The organism is Companilactobacillus nantensis DSM 16982 (assembly GCF_001435815.1).
In the GTDB taxonomy this organism is placed as follows: Bacteria; Bacillota; Bacilli; order Lactobacillales; family Lactobacillaceae; genus Companilactobacillus; species Companilactobacillus nantensis.
The window spans coordinates 1-19,056 of record NZ_AZFV01000040.1; the positions used below are offsets into that span (position 1 = coordinate 1).

The following is a 19,056-nucleotide window of genomic DNA, read 5'->3' on the forward strand; positions in this document are numbered from 1 at the left end:
AATGGACTTTTTCAGCAGCCTCGGACGAGACCTTGGCTCGGCCCAGTCCGCACAGCAGGCCTGGATTATCCGCCCTCCCGACGGCATCTCCCAAAAAACGACACAAAAAAACACCTAACCGAAGTTAGATGTTAAAGTGTTTTGGAATGGAGGATACAGGGATCGAACCTGTGACCTCCTGCTTGTAAGGCAGATGCTCTCCCAGCTGAGCTAATCCTCCAAAATGACTCCTACGGGATTTGAACCCATGTTACCGCCGTGAAAGGGCGGTGTCTTAACCACTTGACCAAGGAGTCATAAATATTTAATTGATATATTGCTCTCTCAAGCACAAGAAATATAATACAATAATAATAAAGGTGTAGCAAGCTTTTTTTTAACTTTTTTCGAACTTTTTTTAAAATTAGGAGGATAATGGATTTTGAACGTGCAAAAATACTTTGAAACAGCGGAAACAATGGACTTAGCTCAAGACATGCTAGGACATACATTTTCTTACAAATCTGACCAAGGATTATTTGCAGGGTTAATTGTCGAGACTGAAGCTTACCTCGGGCCAATCGATATGGCATCTCACAGTTACAATGGTCGGCATACTCCAGCCAATGACCCACTCTATCAATCCGGCGGTACAATTTATATTTATTCGATCCACAGTTGGTTAGATATGGATATTAGTATTCAAAAAACTGGCACTCCCAACGGAATACTTATTCGAGCCTTACAACCACTGGAAGGTATTGAACAAATGGAAATCAATCGCAATCGAACTGGATTTGAAATAACCAATGGTCCTGCAAAATGGATGGCCGCATTTGGTATTAAAGACAAGTCCCTTTCAGGTACAAAATTAAACGAAAATAATTTTAATTTTTCCACAAAAAAAGTCCAAACTCCTAAAAATATTTTAGCAACACCTCGAATCGGTGTGAAAAATAAGGAGCCTTGGACTTCTAAAAATATGCGTTTTATTGTTGAAGGTAATCCATACGTCTCTAAACTGCCTAAACGTGATATGAATCTCGAAACTTACGGTTGGCTATAAACGATCGCTACGAGCACGTAAGGCATAAAGAATTGCAACTGTATCGACGACTTCTTGAAGTAAAGCACCGATAATTGTCGGAATCAAACCAAAGGCAGCTACGACCATCAAAGCAATACAGATAAAGATACCAATTAAAACAGCTTCACGGGCAACTTTCATCGTATCATGAGCAATTTTGACTACTAAACTTACCTTGCTTAAATCATCTTGTAAAATAACGGCGTCAGCTGATTCACTGGCGGCATTAGCACCTTTATAACCCATTGCAATACCAACATCGGCTAATGCTAAAGCAGGAGCATCGTTGACCCCATCACCTACCATAACTGTTGGGTGATATTCCTTATCCAAACCATTGATAATTTTAACCTTATCAGCTGGCAAACTTGATGGATAAGCTTTTGTAATACCAACTTCTGAGGCAACCATTTCGGTTGCTTCTTTTTTATCCCCTGAAATCATCAAAATATTTTTAATACCAAAATCTTTCAATTTTTGAATTGTTGATTTAGATTCCGGACGAATTTGATCAAGCAAACTATAAACACCAGCGTATTTACCGTCGATTGAAACATAAACACCAGAACCTTTAACTTCTTCGACCGGTTCATCGGTAACAAACTTTCCTTGACCAACTTTAACAATATGACCATCAATCTTACCGACAATACCTTCAGCTGTGACTTCTTTCAAATCTTCAGCATTACTCATTGATAAATTACGATCTTTGGCATAATTAACAATTGCTTCAGCCATAACGTGACTTGAATTTTGTTCAATTGAGGCGGCATAAGACATAACAGTTTCTGGCTTAAAGTCATTGGCAGTCTTGATTTGATCAACCACTAACTTCCCCATTGTAATAGTACCAGTCTTATCAAAAGCAACCGTCTGAGCTGAGTTTAATTTTTCTAGAGCAGTACCAGATTTAATAATGATTCCGTTCCGGCTAGTTCGACTCATCCCTGAAACAAAGGCAATCGGTGCTGCCAAAATCAATGGACAAGGTGAAGCGACAACTAAAACCTGCGCGATTCTAACAGGATCTTTGGAGATATACCAAGCAATACCAGCAATTACATAAGCAATTAACGTAAATGGAACAGCATATCGATCAGCTAGTCTAACGAAATGTGCTGGGTGTGTTTCTGATTCCTTAACTAACTTAACGATAGCTTGATATTCTGAATCAGCCGCAACCTTTTCAGCACGGATCTTAAATGGATTCTCACCGTTAATAGAACCAGACATAACATACTTACCCTCAGCCACATTAACTGGCACCGATTCACCTGTTAGTGACGATTCATCAACTTCTGATTGACCATCGTAAACTGTACCATCGACTGGAACTTGTTCCTTAGGACGAATCAATAACTCATCCCCGATTTTTACATCGTCAATATCAATATCTTTAATGTGATTATTATCAATTAAGTGAGCCTGTGATGGTGTGTTATCCAACAAGGACTTAAGTTCACTCTTAGCCTTGTTTGCTGCATATTCTTCCAGCGTATCACCACCAGTTAGCATCAAAAGAACAATCCAACCGGCCCAATATTGGCCTAATGTGATTGTGGCTACAATCGCTGTAATAGCCAATAGATCAATCCCAAAATTACCTGACTTGAGGACCTTGATCATGTCGACAAACATTATTAGCGCTAATAGTAGCCCCAAAATACTAATAATCAGCTGTGCATATCCAGCTTGATTAAAACCAAACTGTAAAACAGCAGCCGCAAAACCAATAGTTAATGTTCCGTATAGTTTAATTTTGTCTGAGTTCATAAAATCACAACCCTCCCGTTAATAATTCTATTTATACCCTGATTATACATTCATTTATTCAGAAAGTGAACACTTATTTGGAATGATTCTCATTTAGTTATCATTTCAACAAAAGACAAATCATCGGCTACACAAGTAGATTTCTAAGTACTATTTTAAATGGAAAGATATTCATCTAGTTAAAATTATGACAAATTTTCGTTAATTATGGCAAGAAAAAACAGCCATATCAAAATTTGATATAGCCGTCACAATGTTTTATGTTTATCACTTGATAAAAGCTATTTAACCAATTTATCCCAAATCACAACGCTACCACTAGCCAAAGACTTTGGTACATCAATGATTCTTTGATTGGATGATCCACGGAATTGTAACGTTAAATCTTTCTTAGGCAACAAGAAACGTCCGTCAACTAAGATATCAATCAGTGATAACATTTCTAACTTATCATCTGAATCTTTTAGTAACTCTTCCCATGAATAGCCACTCCAAGACCAAATATCTTTTGTATGTCCAAACTCTTTACGAATTCGTTTGCATAACGATAAACAGACTTGTGTATTCAAAAATGGTTCCCCACCAAGAAATGTTAAACCTTGGACGTAACTCTGACTCAAGTCCTTTATGATTTGATCCTCTAATTCTTGCGTATATGGTTTTCCATAACGAAAATCTTGAGCCGCAACGTTATAACACCCTGGACAACGGAATGGACAACCCGAAACATACAAACTGCATCTAACTCCTTCACCATCAACAAAGTTAAATGGTTTATAATCGGCAATCATCTTAAGACTGAGGTCCTCGCTCAACCATTCTTTGGGAGTCGGATTGTTTGGTTCTCTCATATTTTGCCGCATGCTGTATCATCTCCGAAGTCATATTTTTTCTACGTGAAGCAATCTCAACGTGACGACCATGAATCATTGGTCTTTGTTGTGGATTGCCTAAATAGCCACAAGTTCTCTTAACCACGTCACAAGTCATCGGATCATGGTTACCACACTGTGGACAGACAAATCCACGGGCTGTGGCATTGAATTCGCCTTTAAAACCACATTCAAAACATTGATCAATTGAAGTATTTGTACCCAAATAACCAACATGGTCATAAGCCCAATCCCAGACAGCTTCCAAAGCCTTAGGATTTTGACGCAAATTAGGATATTCGCAATAATGAATGAATCCACCTGAAGCATACTTAGGAAAGACTTCTTCAAAAGTTAATTTTTCAAATGGATTAGGATGTTTACGGACGTCATAATGGAAACTATTTGTGTAATACTCTTTTTCCGTAATATTTGGTATAACGCCGAACTTATCCAAATCATCGCGACAAAAAGTATCAGTCAATGATTCAGCTGGCGTTGAGTAAAGGCTGTAATGATAGCCACTCTCCTTAGCCCAGCCGACACATTTTTCGTGTAACGCCTTAACAATGCTTTCGGCGAAATCATGAGCTTCTTGATTGCCTTCCCACTTATCACCAAAGAATTCTGTACAAACTTCATACAATCCAATATATCCTAATGATACCGTTGCCCGTTCATTCTTAAATAATTCATCAATACTATCATCTTTATTTAAACGTTTACCAAAGGCGCCATACATATATAATAACGGTGCATTCTCAGGCTTGGCTTGTTTTGTTCGTTCAATTCGATACTCCAAAGCCGTGTGACAAATCTGCATTTTCTCATCGAAAATCTGCCAAAATAAATCAACATTTCCTTTAGATTCCAAAGCAATTCTAGGTAAATTGACCGTTACAACGCCTAAATTCATTCGCCCGGAATTAACTTCTTTACCGTTCTCATCTTTCCAGCCTTGTAAAAATGATCGACAGCCCATTGGTGTCTTGAAACTGCCAGTAATTTCTTTAATCTTGTCATACATCAACAAATCAGGATACATCCGCTTAGTTGAACATTCCAAAGCTAATTCTTTAATATCGTAATTAGGATCATCTGGATTTAAATTCAAACCTCGTTTAATCGTAAAAGTTAACTTAGGGAAAATAGCTGTTCGATGTTCTTTTCCTAATCCTTTAATTCTAATTTCTAGGATTGATTTTTGAATTGCTCGTTCGATCCAACTTGTCCCTAAACCGAAATTAATCGTCGTGAACGGTGTTTGTCCCTGTGAAGAGTAAAGTGTATTGATTTCGTATTCAAGTGCCTGCATAGCGTCGTAAATGTCCTTACGGGTCTTTTCACGGGCAAACTCATCTTGTTTATCTTCAGCAATCCATTTCCGAGCATCTTTTAAATGTTTTTGATAATTAATCTCAGCATAAGGTGCCAATAATTGATCGATACGGTTAGCTGAACAACCACCATATTGTAATGATGCGACGTTCGCAATAATTTGTGACATTTGAGCAGTTGCGGTTTGAATAGAACGTGGTGATGAGACCCAAGCGTTACCAATCTTAAAACCATTACTGAGCATCTCGTCAAAATCAATCAGACAACAGTTAGTCTCTGGAGTTACGGGAGAATAATCCAAATCGTGCCAGTGAATGTCGCCTCGTAAATGCGATTTAGCTACCAATTCAGGTAACATCTTCAATCCCATTGCTCGACTGGCTACTCCAGCTTCAAGATCACGTTGGGTATTAAAAATATTACTGTCTTTATTAGCATTCTCATGGACAACATCATCATTTCGATTAAATAATCGTTCAATATTTAATTGAACGTTTGCTGCCTTGGCAAACTTATCTTGATCCTTTTGAAAATATGTTTCATAAGCTTTAGCTTGATCAGCCATACCATTTTCATTTAGGACACGAAAAATAAAGCTATGTAATTCAGTAGTGGTCAGTAATTCACTGTTATGGAAATTTTGAACCAATTTATCAACAACGAGTTGTTTTTGCTCTTCTGTCAATTGTAATTGATCTAAAACAAAAGCTATTTTATATGGATAGAAAGCAGTTTTAACACCGCTTCTTTTCTCAACTGGAATGGATACTAGTTCATTTAATCTGGCAGTCATAAATTTTCCTCCTACACCTTTGACGCTCAATACTGATATCATTCTACAAAAAAATAAATAAAAAAATAAGACTACTAAATACCAGATGATGTGTTATATAACACATTCACACTAGATATAGTAGTCTTATTTGATTTTCTAAGAAATTGTAATTCCAAAGCTTTCACAAATCGTCGTTACATTCAGTTCAAGTTATTGATATTCAAACATATGTTCATGCTCAAAAAATTTTAATTGTTTTAATTTTATAACGTTGTAATGGTCGTTTTTTGTTCACGTTTGCGAACAAAATAAAATGTCACAGCTGCACAGATAAATACCACCGCAGTAATAAAAATATGTACGCCATACAAGACACCCACTGTTGGTCCTCCATGAATATTATTATTGAAGAAACCTAAGGCATCAATCTTCATAAAGTAACTGACAAAATAAATCGTTGTCATGTAAACCAATTGCTGTGAAACATTACCCACACTTGATAATTGATATTTAATCAGAAAGGCTCTTTCAGCATCAATATTAGTATTTGCATATAGCTCATCATTTAAAATTCGATTATCAGCACCAACAAAGAGCGCACAAAGGAACAATCCTACAAAATATGTTGGATTAAATAGCGCCAAAACTAAACCAAGCAATAACAACGGATAACGCGCACCACGATGACGCTTATTCAACAATGGTCCCACTTGAAAACCAACTAAGTAAATCGTATAAACTAACATCAAACTGTTGAAACCAAATCGAATCGTACTATCAAAAATAGCGTAAAGCATTACATAGTTCATAACTACCCCACGGTTGACAGCAGCCATACTCAATGGGAAAAGCTTTTTATGAATGTCTAATTGATAATAGGCTAAAAATAAGAACAATATGATTGATGCCATGCTAATCAACAAATCAAATGTATTGGAAACTTCTTTGAGCCTACTATAACGAATAATAAAAATCAGCATAACTAAACTGGCAAGGACAATCAAGCTAAACAATGAATTAACGTGAAACTTGGGTTTCTTTTCCATCCCTTGATAAAACGTCAACCTGTGAGTGATTTGCATACCACCCACCATCGCCGCAAAGAACAAAAATGCTAACAAAATAAATGACAAATTCAATAATTTAGTCTTCGTGGCAATCAACTGCACAACCAGCAAAATAATCAGTGTCAAGACGACTGACAAGCCATGCATTCGATTAAACTTGAATTCTTTATCCATCTGCCCTCGCGAACGAACGGTCAAATAATATGGCCAAATCCAACTGGAAGCCAATCCTAGTAATACACCACCGATAATGCCCATAACAGGATTAGCAGCACCTAGGATGAACAATGATCCTATCACTCCAAAGCAACTGGACATTGCTAGCATTGTTGAAGCTGGCAACGTAATAAACGTCGTTAATAGCATCCCTAAAGCTCTAAAAGTATAAAGCATTAAGAATGGCAGAGCATACGCAAAAACGCTCTTATTTTGGTTATATAACGTCAAACAGAAAAAATACGGTATCGCGACGCCGGCGTTGGCTAAAAGATCCAAAACACCTTCGTTAAATATATTCATTATTCGCTTCATTTTTTTCTCACCTGAAATTAAATGTCTTTAAACATTTTAACAGAAATAGACCAAAAAATATGGAACACAGTTTAATTTGGCTATTAATTATGTTTTGGGGTGTGGCCGCCTCTGGAAGCACGAGATTTGGGCTGCTCCCAGAGGCTAAGGTATTAGTAATTTAATGATATTTTTTTGAATACGATAATGTAAAAACTACGAAAATAACAGAATCAAAAAAAGTATCCCTGAAAATCTCAGAGACACTTTAGATATTTCCTAAATTAACGCATGGTGCTAGTTAATTTAGTTTACATGTACTAAATCATCGGCAACTAATCTTTCAGCAATTTGCACAGTATTCCAAGCTGCACCTTTTAATAGATTGTCGGAAACAACCCACATATTGAAGGCTCCTTCATTTTCCAAATCGGGACGAATCCGTCCGACAAAGGTATCACGACTACCCACAGCATTTACTGGTTGTGGATAAACTTGGTGGGCTGGATCATCTTGCAAAATAGCTCCAGGGGCATCTTTAATTAATTGTTGAATTTTTTCAGTTGTAGCTGATTTATCGTTAACTTCAATATAAATAGATTCACCGTGGCTAATTGGTACTGGCACTCTGACACAAGTAGCTGTGACCTTGATTTCAGGTGAATTCATATCACCCAACATAATCTTCTTAGTTTCATGGATCATCTTCCACTCTTCGTGAGAATAAAGATTATCTTCTAAGACATCGATTTGTGGTAAGAGGTTGAAAGCTAAAGGATAGTGCTCCTTATCACCCTTCGTTGGAAAAATATCTGCTTTCATGTCTTTACCATCTAAGTAATCTTGTGCCTCAGAATATAATTCATCCAAAGCAGTTTGACCGGCACCACTAGCTGCTTGATAAGTTGAAACAATAATTTGCTTCAAACCAAAAGCCTTTCGAATTGGTTCCAAAGCGACCATCATTTGAATCGTCGAACAGTTAGGATTGGCAATAATTCCATGATGGTTATACAAAGCAGCTTCGTTAACTTCAGGAACTACCAAAGGTACGTCTTCTTCCATTCGAAAAGCACTGGTATTATCAACACAAACAGCACCGCGTTTGACCGCTTCAGGCAAAAGTTTCTTTGAAACAGCCCCACCAGCTGATGCCAAAACAAGATCAACACCTTCAAAGGATTCTGGTTTAGCTTCTTCAACGATAACGTCCTCGCCATTAAATTGTAGTTTCTTGCCAGCTGAACGACTTGAAGCTAATAATTTAATTTTTGATACAGGAATAGTTGATTGTTCCAATTGTTGAATTAAACGTGTTCCAACGGCGCCTGTGGCACCTAAAATTGCTACTGTATATCCACTCATAAAAAATCCATCCCTTAACTATATTTTATAAACTAGCCGTGAACTTCTTCAAACGTTTCATAGCTTCTTGAATGTCTTCCATTGAGGCAGCGTATGAAATTCGGAAGTACCCTTCGCCACCTTTACCAAAGGCGACACCCGGAGTTACACCGACAAGTCCTTCTTCAGCCAATTTGTTAGCAAAATCAATTGAACTTAAGTTGTACTTAGTAGGAATCTTGGAGAACGTGTAGAATGCGCCTTCTGGAAGAGCTGTTTCATAACCCATATCATTTAATTGAGCAACTAAGAAATCACGACGTTCTTGATAAATATCACGCATTGCGATTGGATCATCGATACCATTAGTCAAAGCTTCTTGAGCAGCATATTGTGCTGGGTTTGAAGGGGCCGTAACGGTAAAGGCGTGCATCTTGTTAGCTTGTTCAACAAAATCTTTTGGTGCTGCAATATAACCGATTCTGTATCCTGTCATAGCATGTGATTTAGAAAGACCGTTAATCAAAATAGTCTTACCAGGCATCAACTTAGCAAGTGATAAATGCTTGTGACCGTATGTCAATTCAGCATAGATTTCATCAGAAATAACAAACATGTTCTTATCTTTAACGACATCAACGATTTCTTGTAATTCGTCCTTTGAGTAAACAAAACCAGTTGGGTTACCTGGGAAGTTCAGCATCATTGCTTTAACATTTTCTGGACCTTCAGCTTGAATAACTTCTTCCAAGCGTTTACCAGTCATCCGGAAACCATCGGCAGTTGTGTCAATTTGAACAGGCACTCCACCAAGAATCTTAACGATTGGAATGTACAAGGCAAATGTTGGTGTAGGAATAATAACCTTGTCGCCAGGATTGATAATAGCTGCAAGTGAATCGAAAATAGCTTCAGTTGCACCAATCGTAACAATAATTTCTGTTTCTGGATCGTATTGCAAATCAAATTGTTTGTCCAAGTAACCTGAAATTGCTTCTCTTAAACTCAAGAATCCCTTTTGGTCTGAGTAATGTGATTCATTTTCTTTGATACTTTCAATAGCTGCATCTTTAACGTGTTCGGGAACGTTAAAGTTAGGTTCACCAAGAGTTAATTTTACTAACCCAGGAATCTTTGCAAATTTTTCAGCAAATTCTCTGATCATTGATCTACCCATAGGGGCAATTATTTCATTTACTACGTTTTTGACTGACGAATCTAATTCTGGCATTCTTCAACACTCCTTAAAAATTAATGTAGTTTAATAATATAACAAATCCAATGAAAATATTAGAGCTTTTGTAATCTTTTTAAATATTTTCTTAGTTTGTGAAATAGTTTATTGTCAGTTAACTAGGGCAAATCCCGTTACAGAAACAATTTGAACTAAGTTCTAACGGCTTATCTTTGAACTTTGCACAAGCCGATAATTTCAACAATGTTTTATTATATAAGCAATAAAGCCTCATACTTATTTTATTTCCAACAAATTCGGTCAATACTACTGATATATAAATTTTACTGTTGTGTTAATAAAATTAACTGTAAAGTTCCTCGATAAAAATTAAATTTATTCTAACTTTTCTATGAAAATAACTTTTTCATCAATAATTATTCCTAAATAATTTGCTCTAACCCAATAACTAAATGGTCTTGTTGCATTACTTCATGAATTGCCAGTTTTACACCAGTCATAAAGCTTTGACGGTCGGTCGTACTTTGAGAAATAGTCAATGTTTCACCGACACCACCAAAGATAACTTCTTCATCAGCTACAAAACCAGGCAAACGTAACGCATGAATCTTCGTCCCGTGATAATCGCCACCACGTGTTCCCAAGGGATCGTCGTTACTGTGCTGTACTTGATCATGTCCTCTAGCTTGATAAATTAAACGAGCTGTATTCAAAGCAGTACCTGACGGCGCATCAATTTTATCTTCATGATGCTTTTCAACAATTTCCGATTCTGCAAAATACTTAGCCGCTACTTGAGCAAATTTCATCATTAAGACCGCTGACAAACCGAAATTAGAAGCAATAATTCCACCAAGATTTTTGGCATCAGCCAGTCTCTTTAACTCAGCAGTTTGTTCTTCACTCATCCCACTAGTTCCAATAACTGGTCGAATTCCATATTCAATCGCAAATTTAGTATTGGCGAAAACTGCACTGGGAATAGAAAAATCAATCCAAATATCAGCGGCCATATTAATATCGGTTAATTTATTAAAAATCTTCACATTGTCAGCTAGGCCGTATGACTTAGGATCAAGGTCTGTCACAATTGGATTAAAACCGGCTACTAACTGCATATCATCTGAATCATTAACCATCTTGGTAGCCTTTTGTCCCATTGATCCGCTAAAACCTGAAATTATAACTTTTATCATCAAAAAACTCCCTAAACATCTAAGATTTTAAATAATTTTTCTTGTTCATCTTTATCCAAAGGTAGGATTGGTAAACGACAACTACCAACATGATAGCCAGTTCGATTTAAAGCTGCTTTAACTGGTGAAGGTGAAGGATACATGAATAAGGCATTCATCTTGGGCGTCAATTGACGTTGAATTTTTCCAGCAATTTGATAATGTCCCTCATCAAGCGAACGATACATTTCAGTCATTTCATTACCATAAATATGTGCGGCAACTGATATAACACCATTAGCTCCAATAACTTTAGCAAAAAGTGCCTGAGCATCTTCGCCACTGAAAACTGCAAAATCATCATCAGTATGTTCAACAATATATTCCAAGTCTTCTAACGTATTGCATTGTTTTACACCAGCAATATTTTGGTTCTTAGACAATTGCACAACGGTTTCCTTTTCCATCAAGACTCCCGTTCGACCAGGAATGTTGTAAATCATTAATGGTAGTGGAGAATTTTTAGCAACTGTTTCGAAATGAGCAATCATCCCTCGTTGATTAGGCTTGTTGTAATAAGGAACCACCACTAATGCCATGTCAATTCCATCAATTTTGGCTAATTTCTTAATAAAGTCGATTGTTCCACTCGTACTATTACTACCTGCACCAGCAATAATCGGAACTCGTCCAGCCACGATTTCTACAAATTTTTGATATAAAGCTAACTTTTCAGATTCAGTTAATGTTGGCGTTTCACCAGTCGTCCCACCAATTACAAAGCCTTTCGTTCCAGTTGACAACAAGTGTTCAGTTAACTTTTTTAAGGCTTCATAATCAATCTGATCATCATCGTCAAATGGTGTAATAATGGCTGTCATTAAATCAATTGCTTCATCCATTTACTTTTCCTCCAAACTCATTCGATAGTTCAAAAAGCCAACCATCGCATCAATCCCTTTTTGAATAGCTGCTTCATTCGGTTGAAAATCGGCTGAGTGAAGTGCCCCGTTGCTTTCGACGCCAAGCCAAAACATTGTTCCAGGAATCTTATTGATCAAATAACCAAAATCTTCCCCGGTCATCTTTGGTTCAGTCTCTTGAAAATCAATTTTTTTATTTTCCTTCATATAATTAATAAAACGTTTAGTTAATGTAGGATCATTCTCAACTGGGTAATAACCGCCTTGGTTATACTCGACATCAATTTGACAATTAAACGATTTTTCTAATCCTTCAGTAATTTCCAAAATTCGTTGGCGGATAAATTCAATCATCGCTTGTGTCAAACCACGAATCGTTCCTTCAATCCGAGCCTCACCTGCAATAACATTGCGAATGACACCGGCATCCATCTTGCCAAAGGTAATCACGCCACACTTGATTGGATCAATGCTACGTGAAATCACTGTTTGTACTTGGTTGATGAAGTTAGCTGCGATGACGATTGCATCATTAGCTAAATGTGGATAAGCAGCGTGACCACTTTTTCCGTGAATCGTGATATTAACTTCTGTCGTTCCAGCAAAGAGTGTCCCTTCACGACAACCGATTACACCAGTTTTTAATAATGGATTATCATGCAAACCATAAAACTCATCTACATGAAACTCGCCACTAAAGGCACCCAAATCATAGGCAACCTTCCCACCGCTTTCACTTTCTTCAGCCGGTTGAAAGAAGAAAACTAAATTATCTTTTGGTTGATGTTCACTAAAATAATTCAGAATACCCAACGCTACGGTCGTATGTAGGTCGTGACCACAAGCATGCATTACGCCAGGATTTGTTGAAGCATAAGTTAAATTGTTTTTTTCAGTCACCGGTAAAGCATCCATATCACAGCGATAACCGATATTTCTCTGGGGATTCGATCCCTTGACCAACACCAACAGAGCAGTTGGTAATTCTGGTAGCTCTTTAATTTCCAAATTGGTTTGAGAAAATGATTGAATCACTTGTAAAACATAGGCATGTGTTTTAACTTCTTGCATTGCTAATTCTGGAATCGAATGTAAGTGACGTCTAATTTGAATCAATTGATCAGTTGATAATGTCATAATTATAACTTCCTTAAAGTACTCTCGATTTGCGTCTTATCAGTTGTTTTTTGATCTTTAACTTTAAGGATTTTGGCAGGTACACCAGCAACAACTGTGCCCGGAGCAACATCTTTCGTTACGATTGCACCAGCACCAACCACTGCATCATCGCCAACTTGAACACCCTCAAGTACAACAGCGTTGGCACCGACGATTACATTGTTGCCAACTCTGACAGGTTGTGCCGAAGCTGGTTCAACAACACCTGCTAATACAGCATTAGCACCGATATGTGAATTTTCGCCTACAATCGCACGACCGCCAAGGACAGCACCCATATCAATCATTGTTTTGGCACCAATTTCAGCACCAATATTGATAACCGCTCCCATCATAATAACGGCGTTATCACCAATAGCTACTCGATCACGAATAATGGCACTGGGTTCAATTCGGGCATTGATATGTTTCGTATCAAGCATTGGAACACCAGTATTTTGACCATCGGACTCAACATAATAATCGGTTAAATCATTTGCCTTTAAAATTGGTTCGATTACTTTAAAATCACCAATAATAATGGCTAAATCATTACTCTTAAAAACTTTGATTTCTGAAGGAAATTTAATTTGGAAAACATCCCCTTGCAAGTAAACTTTTGCTGGGGTAGTTTTCTTCGAGTTTCCTATATAATTAATAATTTCTTGTGCATCCATTTTTGTCATCAAATTTTCCTCCAATTAATAATCCAAGTCTAAACTAAGTAAATCTTGATAAGTCTCACGTTTAACAACTAATTTATCATGACCGTTCTCAACAAAAACCACTGCCGGTCTGGGATTACGATTATAATTCATGGCCATCGAATAGCCATATGCCCCTGTATCAAGGACTGCCAGAATATCACCTGACTTAGTTGCAGGCAATGCTTGTTGATCAATTAAGATATCACCTGATTCACAATACTTACCTGCTATATGAGCCGTTTCAACAATCGGTTGATCCATCTTATTAGCCACAACTGCCTCATATTTAGCTTGATACAACGCTGGACGAATATTGTCACCCATACCACCATCAACAGCAACGTAAGGTGTTAAATCAGGAATATCTTTACGTGAACCAATCGTATAAAGTGTGTAACCTGCAGGTCCAACGATTGAACGACCAGGTTCAATCCAAATTTCTGGAACTTTTTCACAATTCTTCTTTAACTCATCAGCAATTTGATTAATAAATTCTTGTGCGGTAATTGGATCATCATCTTCGGTATAACTAATTCCAAAACCACCACCTAGATTAAGAACCTCTGGCCAATAATTAAATTCCTTTTGAAAATCCTTAGCCATTGCCACCATCTTTTGAGCCAACATGACAAAACCTTGTGTTCCAAAGATTTGGGAACCGATATGAGCGTGAATTCCTAGAAGATTCATATTTTCATCTTCCAAAACAAGTTGCATTGCTTTGTTAGCTTGACCAGATTCAACGTCGAAACCAAATTTACTATCAGTTTGACCGGTTTGATCATATTTATGGGTGTGGGCGGAAATACCAGGCGTCAATCGCAACATAACATTGATTTTTTCGTGGTCTGTTTTTAAAATACGTGACAATAACTCAATTTCATGGAAATTATCTAACATAATTACACCAACATGATTTTGAACGGCCATCACTAACTCTTCAAACGTCTTGTTATTACCGTGGAAACTAATTTTGTCACTCGGAAAGCCAGCAGCTAAAGCCGTTTGTAATTCACCACCGGACACAACATCAATATGAACATCTTCTTGTTTCATAACTTGATAAATTGCTTTCACTGCAAAAGCCTTGCTAGCATAACTGATTTGATAATGTAATCCAGCATTTTCAAATGCAGATTTAAATTTTCTTATTTGGTCACGGATACTCGAAACATCAAATACATACAATGGTGTTCCGTACTTTTTAGCTAAATCGACACTGTCGACTCCACCTATCATCAAATGTCCATTCTTGCTCGTTAATTCATCTGTAATCATAATATTTTCTCCTTTACCAAATAAAAAAAGACCTCTTTGCTTAATAACAAAGAGATCCATTAACAATCTGCATCAATTTTGTCATAAGCTCAACGTGACCGACCATTAGCCACGACAGTTCGTATTCTCTTGTTAATACGCCCCAGCTTGTTAAATCCTGTAAAATTTAACGCTTCGGCAATCTTCCCTTTCAATGAGTTCAACGCTTTAACAGAAGCTCTCTCATTTACTGATGTCGATTGCGACCTCTTTTATTGATACTAAGATTATAACAGCGCTCATAATTCGTCAAGTATTATTAATAAAATTCTCATTTTTATACGAAATTAATATTTTTTTCTTGTTATAACAACAAAAAATGATACACTCATCATTAAAAACTATTTAATTTTAGAGGTGTATTGTATGAAGGTCGTTAAGTTTGGGGGCAGTTCCCTCGCCACTGGAGAGCAGTTTGAGAAGGTTATCAATATCGTTAATGATGACTTTGACAGAAAGGTTATTGTTACATCCGCTCCAGGAAAACGTTTCACAGGCGATACTAAAGTTACTGATTTATTAATTGAATATGCAAATGCAGTTATGGAAAATATAGATTATACCAACATAGTCAAAGAGATTATCTCAAGATACCGTGAAATAAGCGACCATTTCCAACTAGATGTTTCAGTTATTAAACTTCTAAAAGATAAATTAGTAAAACTAGCTACAACAAATTTTGTTGATGATGAATATTTGATGGCAGCATTTAAGGCTCACGGTGAATTTCTCAATGCAATTCTTTTAAATGCCGTCTTGAACGCCCAAGGAATTAAATCTATTTTTGTTGATCCAAAAACTGCTGGAATTATTGTCCACGGTCAACCAAATGATGCCGATATTTCTCCAGAAACCTATCTTAATTTAGATAAATTGCAGTTACCTGATGATGCCAAAGCTGTTTTTCCAGGATTCTTTGGTTACAGCCAAGATGGTAATATTTATACTTTTTCACGAGGTGGTTCCGATATTACAGGTGCATTGTTAAGTCGGGGATTACATGCCGATTTATACGAAAACTTTACGGATGTCGATGCAATTTATGTTGCTAATAATCATGTCGTTAAACACCCACAAGCAATTAAAAAAATGTCTTACCGTGAAATGCGCGAACTTTCATATGCTGGATTTTCAGTCTTTCAAGATGAAGCAATTATTCCTGCCGTCAAAGGACAAGTTCCTGTCAATGTGAAGAATACGAATAACCCTAGTGCTGACGGTACTCTAATCGTACCTGAACAATTTTTATTTAATCCTTCTAATCAAATTACGGGCATTGCCTGTTCAAAAAGATTCTCGGCCCTATATATTCATCGCTACTTACTAAATAAAGAAGTCGGATTTACTTTAAAATTACTTCAAATTTTTTATAAATATAATATTTCTTATGAACATATGCCTTCCGGAATTGATGACTTAACTGTCATCTTTGACCGCACCAAGCTTGATAAAACAACCATTAAACACCTCTGTCATGATGTTAAAGAAGTACTTCAGCCTGATTATTTGGAATGGATCGACGATTATGCAATTATTATGGTTGTTGGCGAAGGTATCGCTCATAACGTCAATACATTAGGCGAAATTATTGATTCATTGACAGAAAATAATATTGCTATACACATGATCAACCAAGGCGCATCACGCATTTCCATCATGATTGGTATTCAGGAGTCCGATGCGGATAATGCAGTTAAACAAATTTATAAAACATTCTTCGATTAATGAGGTGAACAAATTGGTAAAATTACTCAAAGTACATGGTTCAGAAAATAAATTTTTTATCTTAGATCAAACGCTTCTCGAAACACCTTTAAATGACAATGAATTAAAAAATGTTGCAATTAACTTCTGTGCCAATATTCTTGGTGGTGCTGATGGTTTATTAGTAATTGATACTAGTGAACGCTGTCTAGGAAAAATGCGTGTTATCAATGCTGATGGTAGTGAGGCTAAAATGTGTGGTAACGGGTTGAGAACTGTCAGCCGTTACTTATCCGAAAAATATCAATTGGACGAATTTAAAGTGGAAACAATGGCTTCAGATCTGGATGTTGCTAAAGCAACTGACTTTTATCAAGGCGTTCCCGCTTTTAGTGTTGAAATTTCACCTATTTCGTTTAACCAAACAGATTTACCATTTTCATATCATAATGAGGATGAAATGATTGATCAAAAGATACCAGAGTTTTTGCCTGACCAGAGTTTCACTGCTATTGCCGTCCCTAACCCCCACTTGATTAGCTTTGTTCCCGAAGTTAGTCAGTTGGAACTTGGTGACCTCGGCCAAAAACTCAACGCTCCTAACGAATTCTTCCCTGAAGGTGTCAATGTCAGCTTTAGTCAAATCCTTGATACTAATAAATTGTTTGTTCAAACCTACGAACGTGGTGTTGGCTTCACCAATGCCTGTGGAACTGGTATGTCAGCTACCAGCTTGGCATTTGCTCTACTCCATTCTGATAAATTTAACCCCGCTGAGGAAATAAGTGTTTATAACCCTGGTGGTATGGTTAAAACAAAAGTTACTTTGAATCAGACCAAGGAAAAAAGCCAATTACGACTAATCGGCAATGCTACCTTTACCCACGAAATTGAAATCAGCGAGTTTGCTTTGCATAACAATCAACTTACTGATCTAAATGTCTCTGAAACTGGTGAAGAAAAGGATTATCAAGCATTCGTTAAAAGTATTGCTCAATAAATTTATCATGATTATTAACTAAATAAGACCGGCAATCCTCAATTGGACTGTCGGTCTATTTTTTTGAAAAGAAAAAAAAGACCTACGAGATAAACTCGTAAGTCTTTTAGGTTAGTGCGCCTAGTAGGAGTCGAACCTACAACCTTCTGATTCGTAGTCAGACACTCTATCCAATTGCGCTATAGGCGCATATCAATAACTCAACAAAAATAATTATAGCATACATATTGTAAATTTGTATACTTATTTTTTAATTTTTTTCAGCAAATTTTAGACTGAAAATAATTTACAATTTCATAACAAGATTAGGACAATTTAATGAATAATCTGGTACAATTTGGGCATCAAATTAACTTGGAGATGATTCCAATGCAATCACAAATCTATCCCTACCTAGCTTTTAAAAACGCTAAGGAAGCTATTGAATACTATCAAGCAGTCTTTGGCGCAACTGAAGTTTATCGTCTAAGTCCTCAGGCCGAACAAGCCAGTCAATTTAATATTCCTGAAGGAACTGATTTAGACAACTTAACAATGCACGCAGGCTTCACTATTCTCGGTATGAAAATTGAATGTTCTGATGCCTTTAATGGCAATGCTGAACCATCTGGACAAGTTTCACTACTATTAGATATTAATAGTGAAAATCCAGAAAGTGCACAAGCAGCTGATGATTTTTACAAACATCTAGAAGAATCACAACAAGTTGACATTACTATGCCCTTTGCTGAACAATTCTGGGGTGGTAAAATGGGTGGTTTTACTGATAAATATGGTATCAATTGGATGCTACACACATCACCTTGGTCAAAATCACAAGACCACCAAACAGACTAATTCAAAAAAAAGAGTCATCACATCGTTTGATATGACAACTCTTTTTTTATTGGTATATTTTACCCTTTTGAATTAAAAGTCAACGGAGAGTAGGGGGTTCGAACCCCTGATACAGGTCAATACCCGTATACATGATTTCCAATCATGCTCCTTCAACCACTCGGACAACTCTCCAAGATAAAAAAAAACTCCGGTTGTCAGACTCGAACTGACGACAACCTGATTAACAGTCAGGTGCTCTACCAACTGAGCTAAACCGGAATAATAACAGCGTGGCAACTCCCTATCCTCGCGG

15 protein-coding genes, 5 tRNA genes and 1 riboswitch are annotated in these 19,056 nt (G+C 36.9%); of the genes, 4 read left to right on the forward strand and 16 right to left on the reverse strand.

The features are described 5' to 3' along the window. Window positions 1-147: 147 nt before the first annotated feature. Both FD31_RS12465 and FD31_RS12470 read right to left on the reverse strand, forming a co-directional pair. A tRNA-Val gene (locus FD31_RS12465) sits at window positions 148-220 on the reverse strand. 4 nt (window positions 221-224) lie between these two features. After that, window positions 225-296 (reverse strand) — tRNA-Glu (locus FD31_RS12470). 131 nt (window positions 297-427) lie between these two features. Between FD31_RS12470 and FD31_RS12475 the strand changes: the two genes are divergently transcribed. Continuing rightward, window positions 428-1,045 (forward strand): DNA-3-methyladenine glycosylase, encoded by a 618-nt coding sequence (locus FD31_RS12475; RefSeq protein ID WP_235805369.1) that lies wholly within the window; start codon window positions 428-430, stop codon window positions 1,043-1,045. On the opposite strand, the gene FD31_RS12480 is transcribed toward FD31_RS12475, so the two are convergent. From FD31_RS12480 to lysA, 11 genes are all read right to left on the reverse strand, one after another. Next, a complete protein-coding gene (locus tag FD31_RS12480) occupies window positions 1,040-2,839 on the reverse strand; it encodes a heavy metal translocating P-type ATPase (protein WP_057893115.1) in 1,800 nt (599 codons plus the stop codon). The two genes, FD31_RS12475 and FD31_RS12480, sit on opposite strands and share 6 nt — an antisense overlap. Before the next feature lie 281 nt (window positions 2,840-3,120). Then, complete coding sequence (gene nrdG / locus FD31_RS12485; RefSeq protein ID WP_057893116.1) at window positions 3,121-3,702, reverse strand: anaerobic ribonucleoside-triphosphate reductase activating protein; 582 nt, start codon at window positions 3,700-3,702, stop codon at window positions 3,121-3,123. After that, window positions 3,632-5,842 carry an anaerobic ribonucleoside-triphosphate reductase gene (gene nrdD / locus FD31_RS12490; RefSeq protein ID WP_057893117.1) on the reverse strand — a complete coding sequence of 737 codons (2,211 nt, stop codon included), beginning with the start codon at window positions 5,840-5,842 and terminating at the stop codon, window positions 3,632-3,634. The genes nrdG and nrdD overlap by 71 nt, the downstream gene beginning before the upstream one ends. A gap of 245 nt (window positions 5,843-6,087) precedes the next feature. Further along, window positions 6,088-7,422: a hypothetical protein gene (locus FD31_RS12495; RefSeq protein ID WP_057893118.1), complete on the reverse strand. Its 1,335-nt coding sequence runs from the start codon at window positions 7,420-7,422 to the stop codon at window positions 6,088-6,090. Window positions 7,423-7,707: 285 nt separating this feature from the next. Then, on the reverse strand, window positions 7,708-8,766 hold the full coding sequence (locus tag FD31_RS12500) for an aspartate-semialdehyde dehydrogenase (protein ID WP_057893119.1): 1,059 nt from the start codon (window positions 8,764-8,766) through the stop codon (window positions 7,708-7,710). Window positions 8,767-8,791: 25 nt separating this feature from the next. After that, window positions 8,792-9,976 carry an aminotransferase class I/II-fold pyridoxal phosphate-dependent enzyme gene (locus FD31_RS12505; RefSeq protein ID WP_057893120.1) on the reverse strand — a complete coding sequence of 395 codons (1,185 nt, stop codon included), beginning with the start codon at window positions 9,974-9,976 and terminating at the stop codon, window positions 8,792-8,794. Between the two features lie 386 nt (window positions 9,977-10,362). Then, on the reverse strand, window positions 10,363-11,136 hold the full coding sequence (gene dapB / locus FD31_RS12510; RefSeq protein WP_057893121.1) for a 4-hydroxy-tetrahydrodipicolinate reductase: 774 nt from the start codon (window positions 11,134-11,136) through the stop codon (window positions 10,363-10,365). A gap of 11 nt (window positions 11,137-11,147) precedes the next feature. Further along, entirely contained in the window at window positions 11,148-12,017 is an 870-nt protein-coding gene (gene dapA / locus FD31_RS12515) for a 4-hydroxy-tetrahydrodipicolinate synthase (RefSeq protein ID WP_057893122.1), read from the reverse strand. After that, window positions 12,018-13,175, reverse strand: coding sequence for an N-acetyldiaminopimelate deacetylase (locus FD31_RS12520; protein ID WP_057893123.1), 1,158 nt, complete (start codon window positions 13,173-13,175; stop codon window positions 12,018-12,020). A 2-nt stretch (window positions 13,176-13,177) separates the two neighbouring features. Continuing rightward, window positions 13,178-13,882: a 2,3,4,5-tetrahydropyridine-2,6-dicarboxylate N-acetyltransferase gene (gene dapD / locus FD31_RS12525; RefSeq protein ID WP_057893124.1), complete on the reverse strand. Its 705-nt coding sequence runs from the start codon at window positions 13,880-13,882 to the stop codon at window positions 13,178-13,180. A 15-nt stretch (window positions 13,883-13,897) separates the two neighbouring features. Next, a complete protein-coding gene (lysA, locus tag FD31_RS12530; protein WP_057893125.1) occupies window positions 13,898-15,181 on the reverse strand; it encodes a diaminopimelate decarboxylase in 1,284 nt (427 codons plus the stop codon). 77 nt (window positions 15,182-15,258) lie between these two features. Further along, window positions 15,259-15,440, reverse strand: a riboswitch (Lysine riboswitch). 146 nt (window positions 15,441-15,586) lie between these two features. Between lysA and FD31_RS12535 the strand changes: the two genes are divergently transcribed. After that, window positions 15,587-16,945, forward strand: a complete 1,359-nt coding sequence (locus tag FD31_RS12535; protein ID WP_057893126.1) for an aspartate kinase — start codon at window positions 15,587-15,589, stop codon at window positions 16,943-16,945. 13 nt (window positions 16,946-16,958) lie between these two features. Next, a complete protein-coding gene (dapF, locus tag FD31_RS12540; protein ID WP_057893129.1) occupies window positions 16,959-17,924 on the forward strand; it encodes a diaminopimelate epimerase in 966 nt (321 codons plus the stop codon). A 115-nt stretch (window positions 17,925-18,039) separates the two neighbouring features. Here the strand turns inward: dapF and FD31_RS12545 are convergent. Further along, a tRNA-Arg gene (locus FD31_RS12545) sits at window positions 18,040-18,113 on the reverse strand. A 180-nt stretch (window positions 18,114-18,293) separates the two neighbouring features. Between FD31_RS12545 and FD31_RS12550 the strand changes: the two genes are divergently transcribed. Then, window positions 18,294-18,761 (forward strand): VOC family protein, encoded by a 468-nt coding sequence (locus FD31_RS12550; protein ID WP_057893127.1) that lies wholly within the window; start codon window positions 18,294-18,296, stop codon window positions 18,759-18,761. 83 nt (window positions 18,762-18,844) lie between these two features. On the opposite strand, the gene FD31_RS12555 is transcribed toward FD31_RS12550, so the two are convergent. Further along, window positions 18,845-18,935 (reverse strand) — tRNA-Ser (locus FD31_RS12555). A gap of 14 nt (window positions 18,936-18,949) precedes the next feature. Further along, window positions 18,950-19,022, reverse strand: a tRNA-Asn gene (locus FD31_RS12560). Window positions 19,023-19,056 lie beyond the last annotated feature (34 nt).

Coding starts and splice junctions, on each gene's coding strand:
- dapD (WP_057893124.1), bottom strand. CDS start 13,882: ATGACAAAAATGGATGCACAAGAAATTATTAATTATATAGGAAACTCG.
- FD31_RS12535 (WP_057893126.1), top strand. CDS start 15,587: ATGAAGGTCGTTAAGTTTGGGGGCAGTTCCCTCGCCACTGGAGAGCAG.
- nrdG (WP_057893116.1), bottom strand. CDS start 3,702: ATGCGGCAAAATATGAGAGAACCAAACAATCCGACTCCCAAAGAATGG.
- FD31_RS12550 (WP_057893127.1), top strand. CDS start 18,294: ATGCAATCACAAATCTATCCCTACCTAGCTTTTAAAAACGCTAAGGAA.
- lysA (WP_057893125.1), bottom strand. CDS start 15,181: ATGATTACAGATGAATTAACGAGCAAGAATGGACATTTGATGATAGGT.
- dapA (WP_057893122.1), bottom strand. CDS start 12,017: ATGGATGAAGCAATTGATTTAATGACAGCCATTATTACACCATTTGAC.
- dapB (WP_057893121.1), bottom strand. CDS start 11,136: ATGATAAAAGTTATAATTTCAGGTTTTAGCGGATCAATGGGACAAAAG.
- FD31_RS12520 (WP_057893123.1), bottom strand. CDS start 13,175: ATGACATTATCAACTGATCAATTGATTCAAATTAGACGTCACTTACAT.
- FD31_RS12480 (WP_057893115.1), bottom strand. CDS start 2,839: ATGAACTCAGACAAAATTAAACTATACGGAACATTAACTATTGGTTTT.
- FD31_RS12495 (WP_057893118.1), bottom strand. CDS start 7,422: ATGAAGCGAATAATGAATATATTTAACGAAGGTGTTTTGGATCTTTTA.
- FD31_RS12500 (WP_057893119.1), bottom strand. CDS start 8,766: ATGAGTGGATATACAGTAGCAATTTTAGGTGCCACAGGCGCCGTTGGA.
- FD31_RS12505 (WP_057893120.1), bottom strand. CDS start 9,976: ATGCCAGAATTAGATTCGTCAGTCAAAAACGTAGTAAATGAAATAATT.
- nrdD (WP_057893117.1), bottom strand. CDS start 5,842: ATGACTGCCAGATTAAATGAACTAGTATCCATTCCAGTTGAGAAAAGA.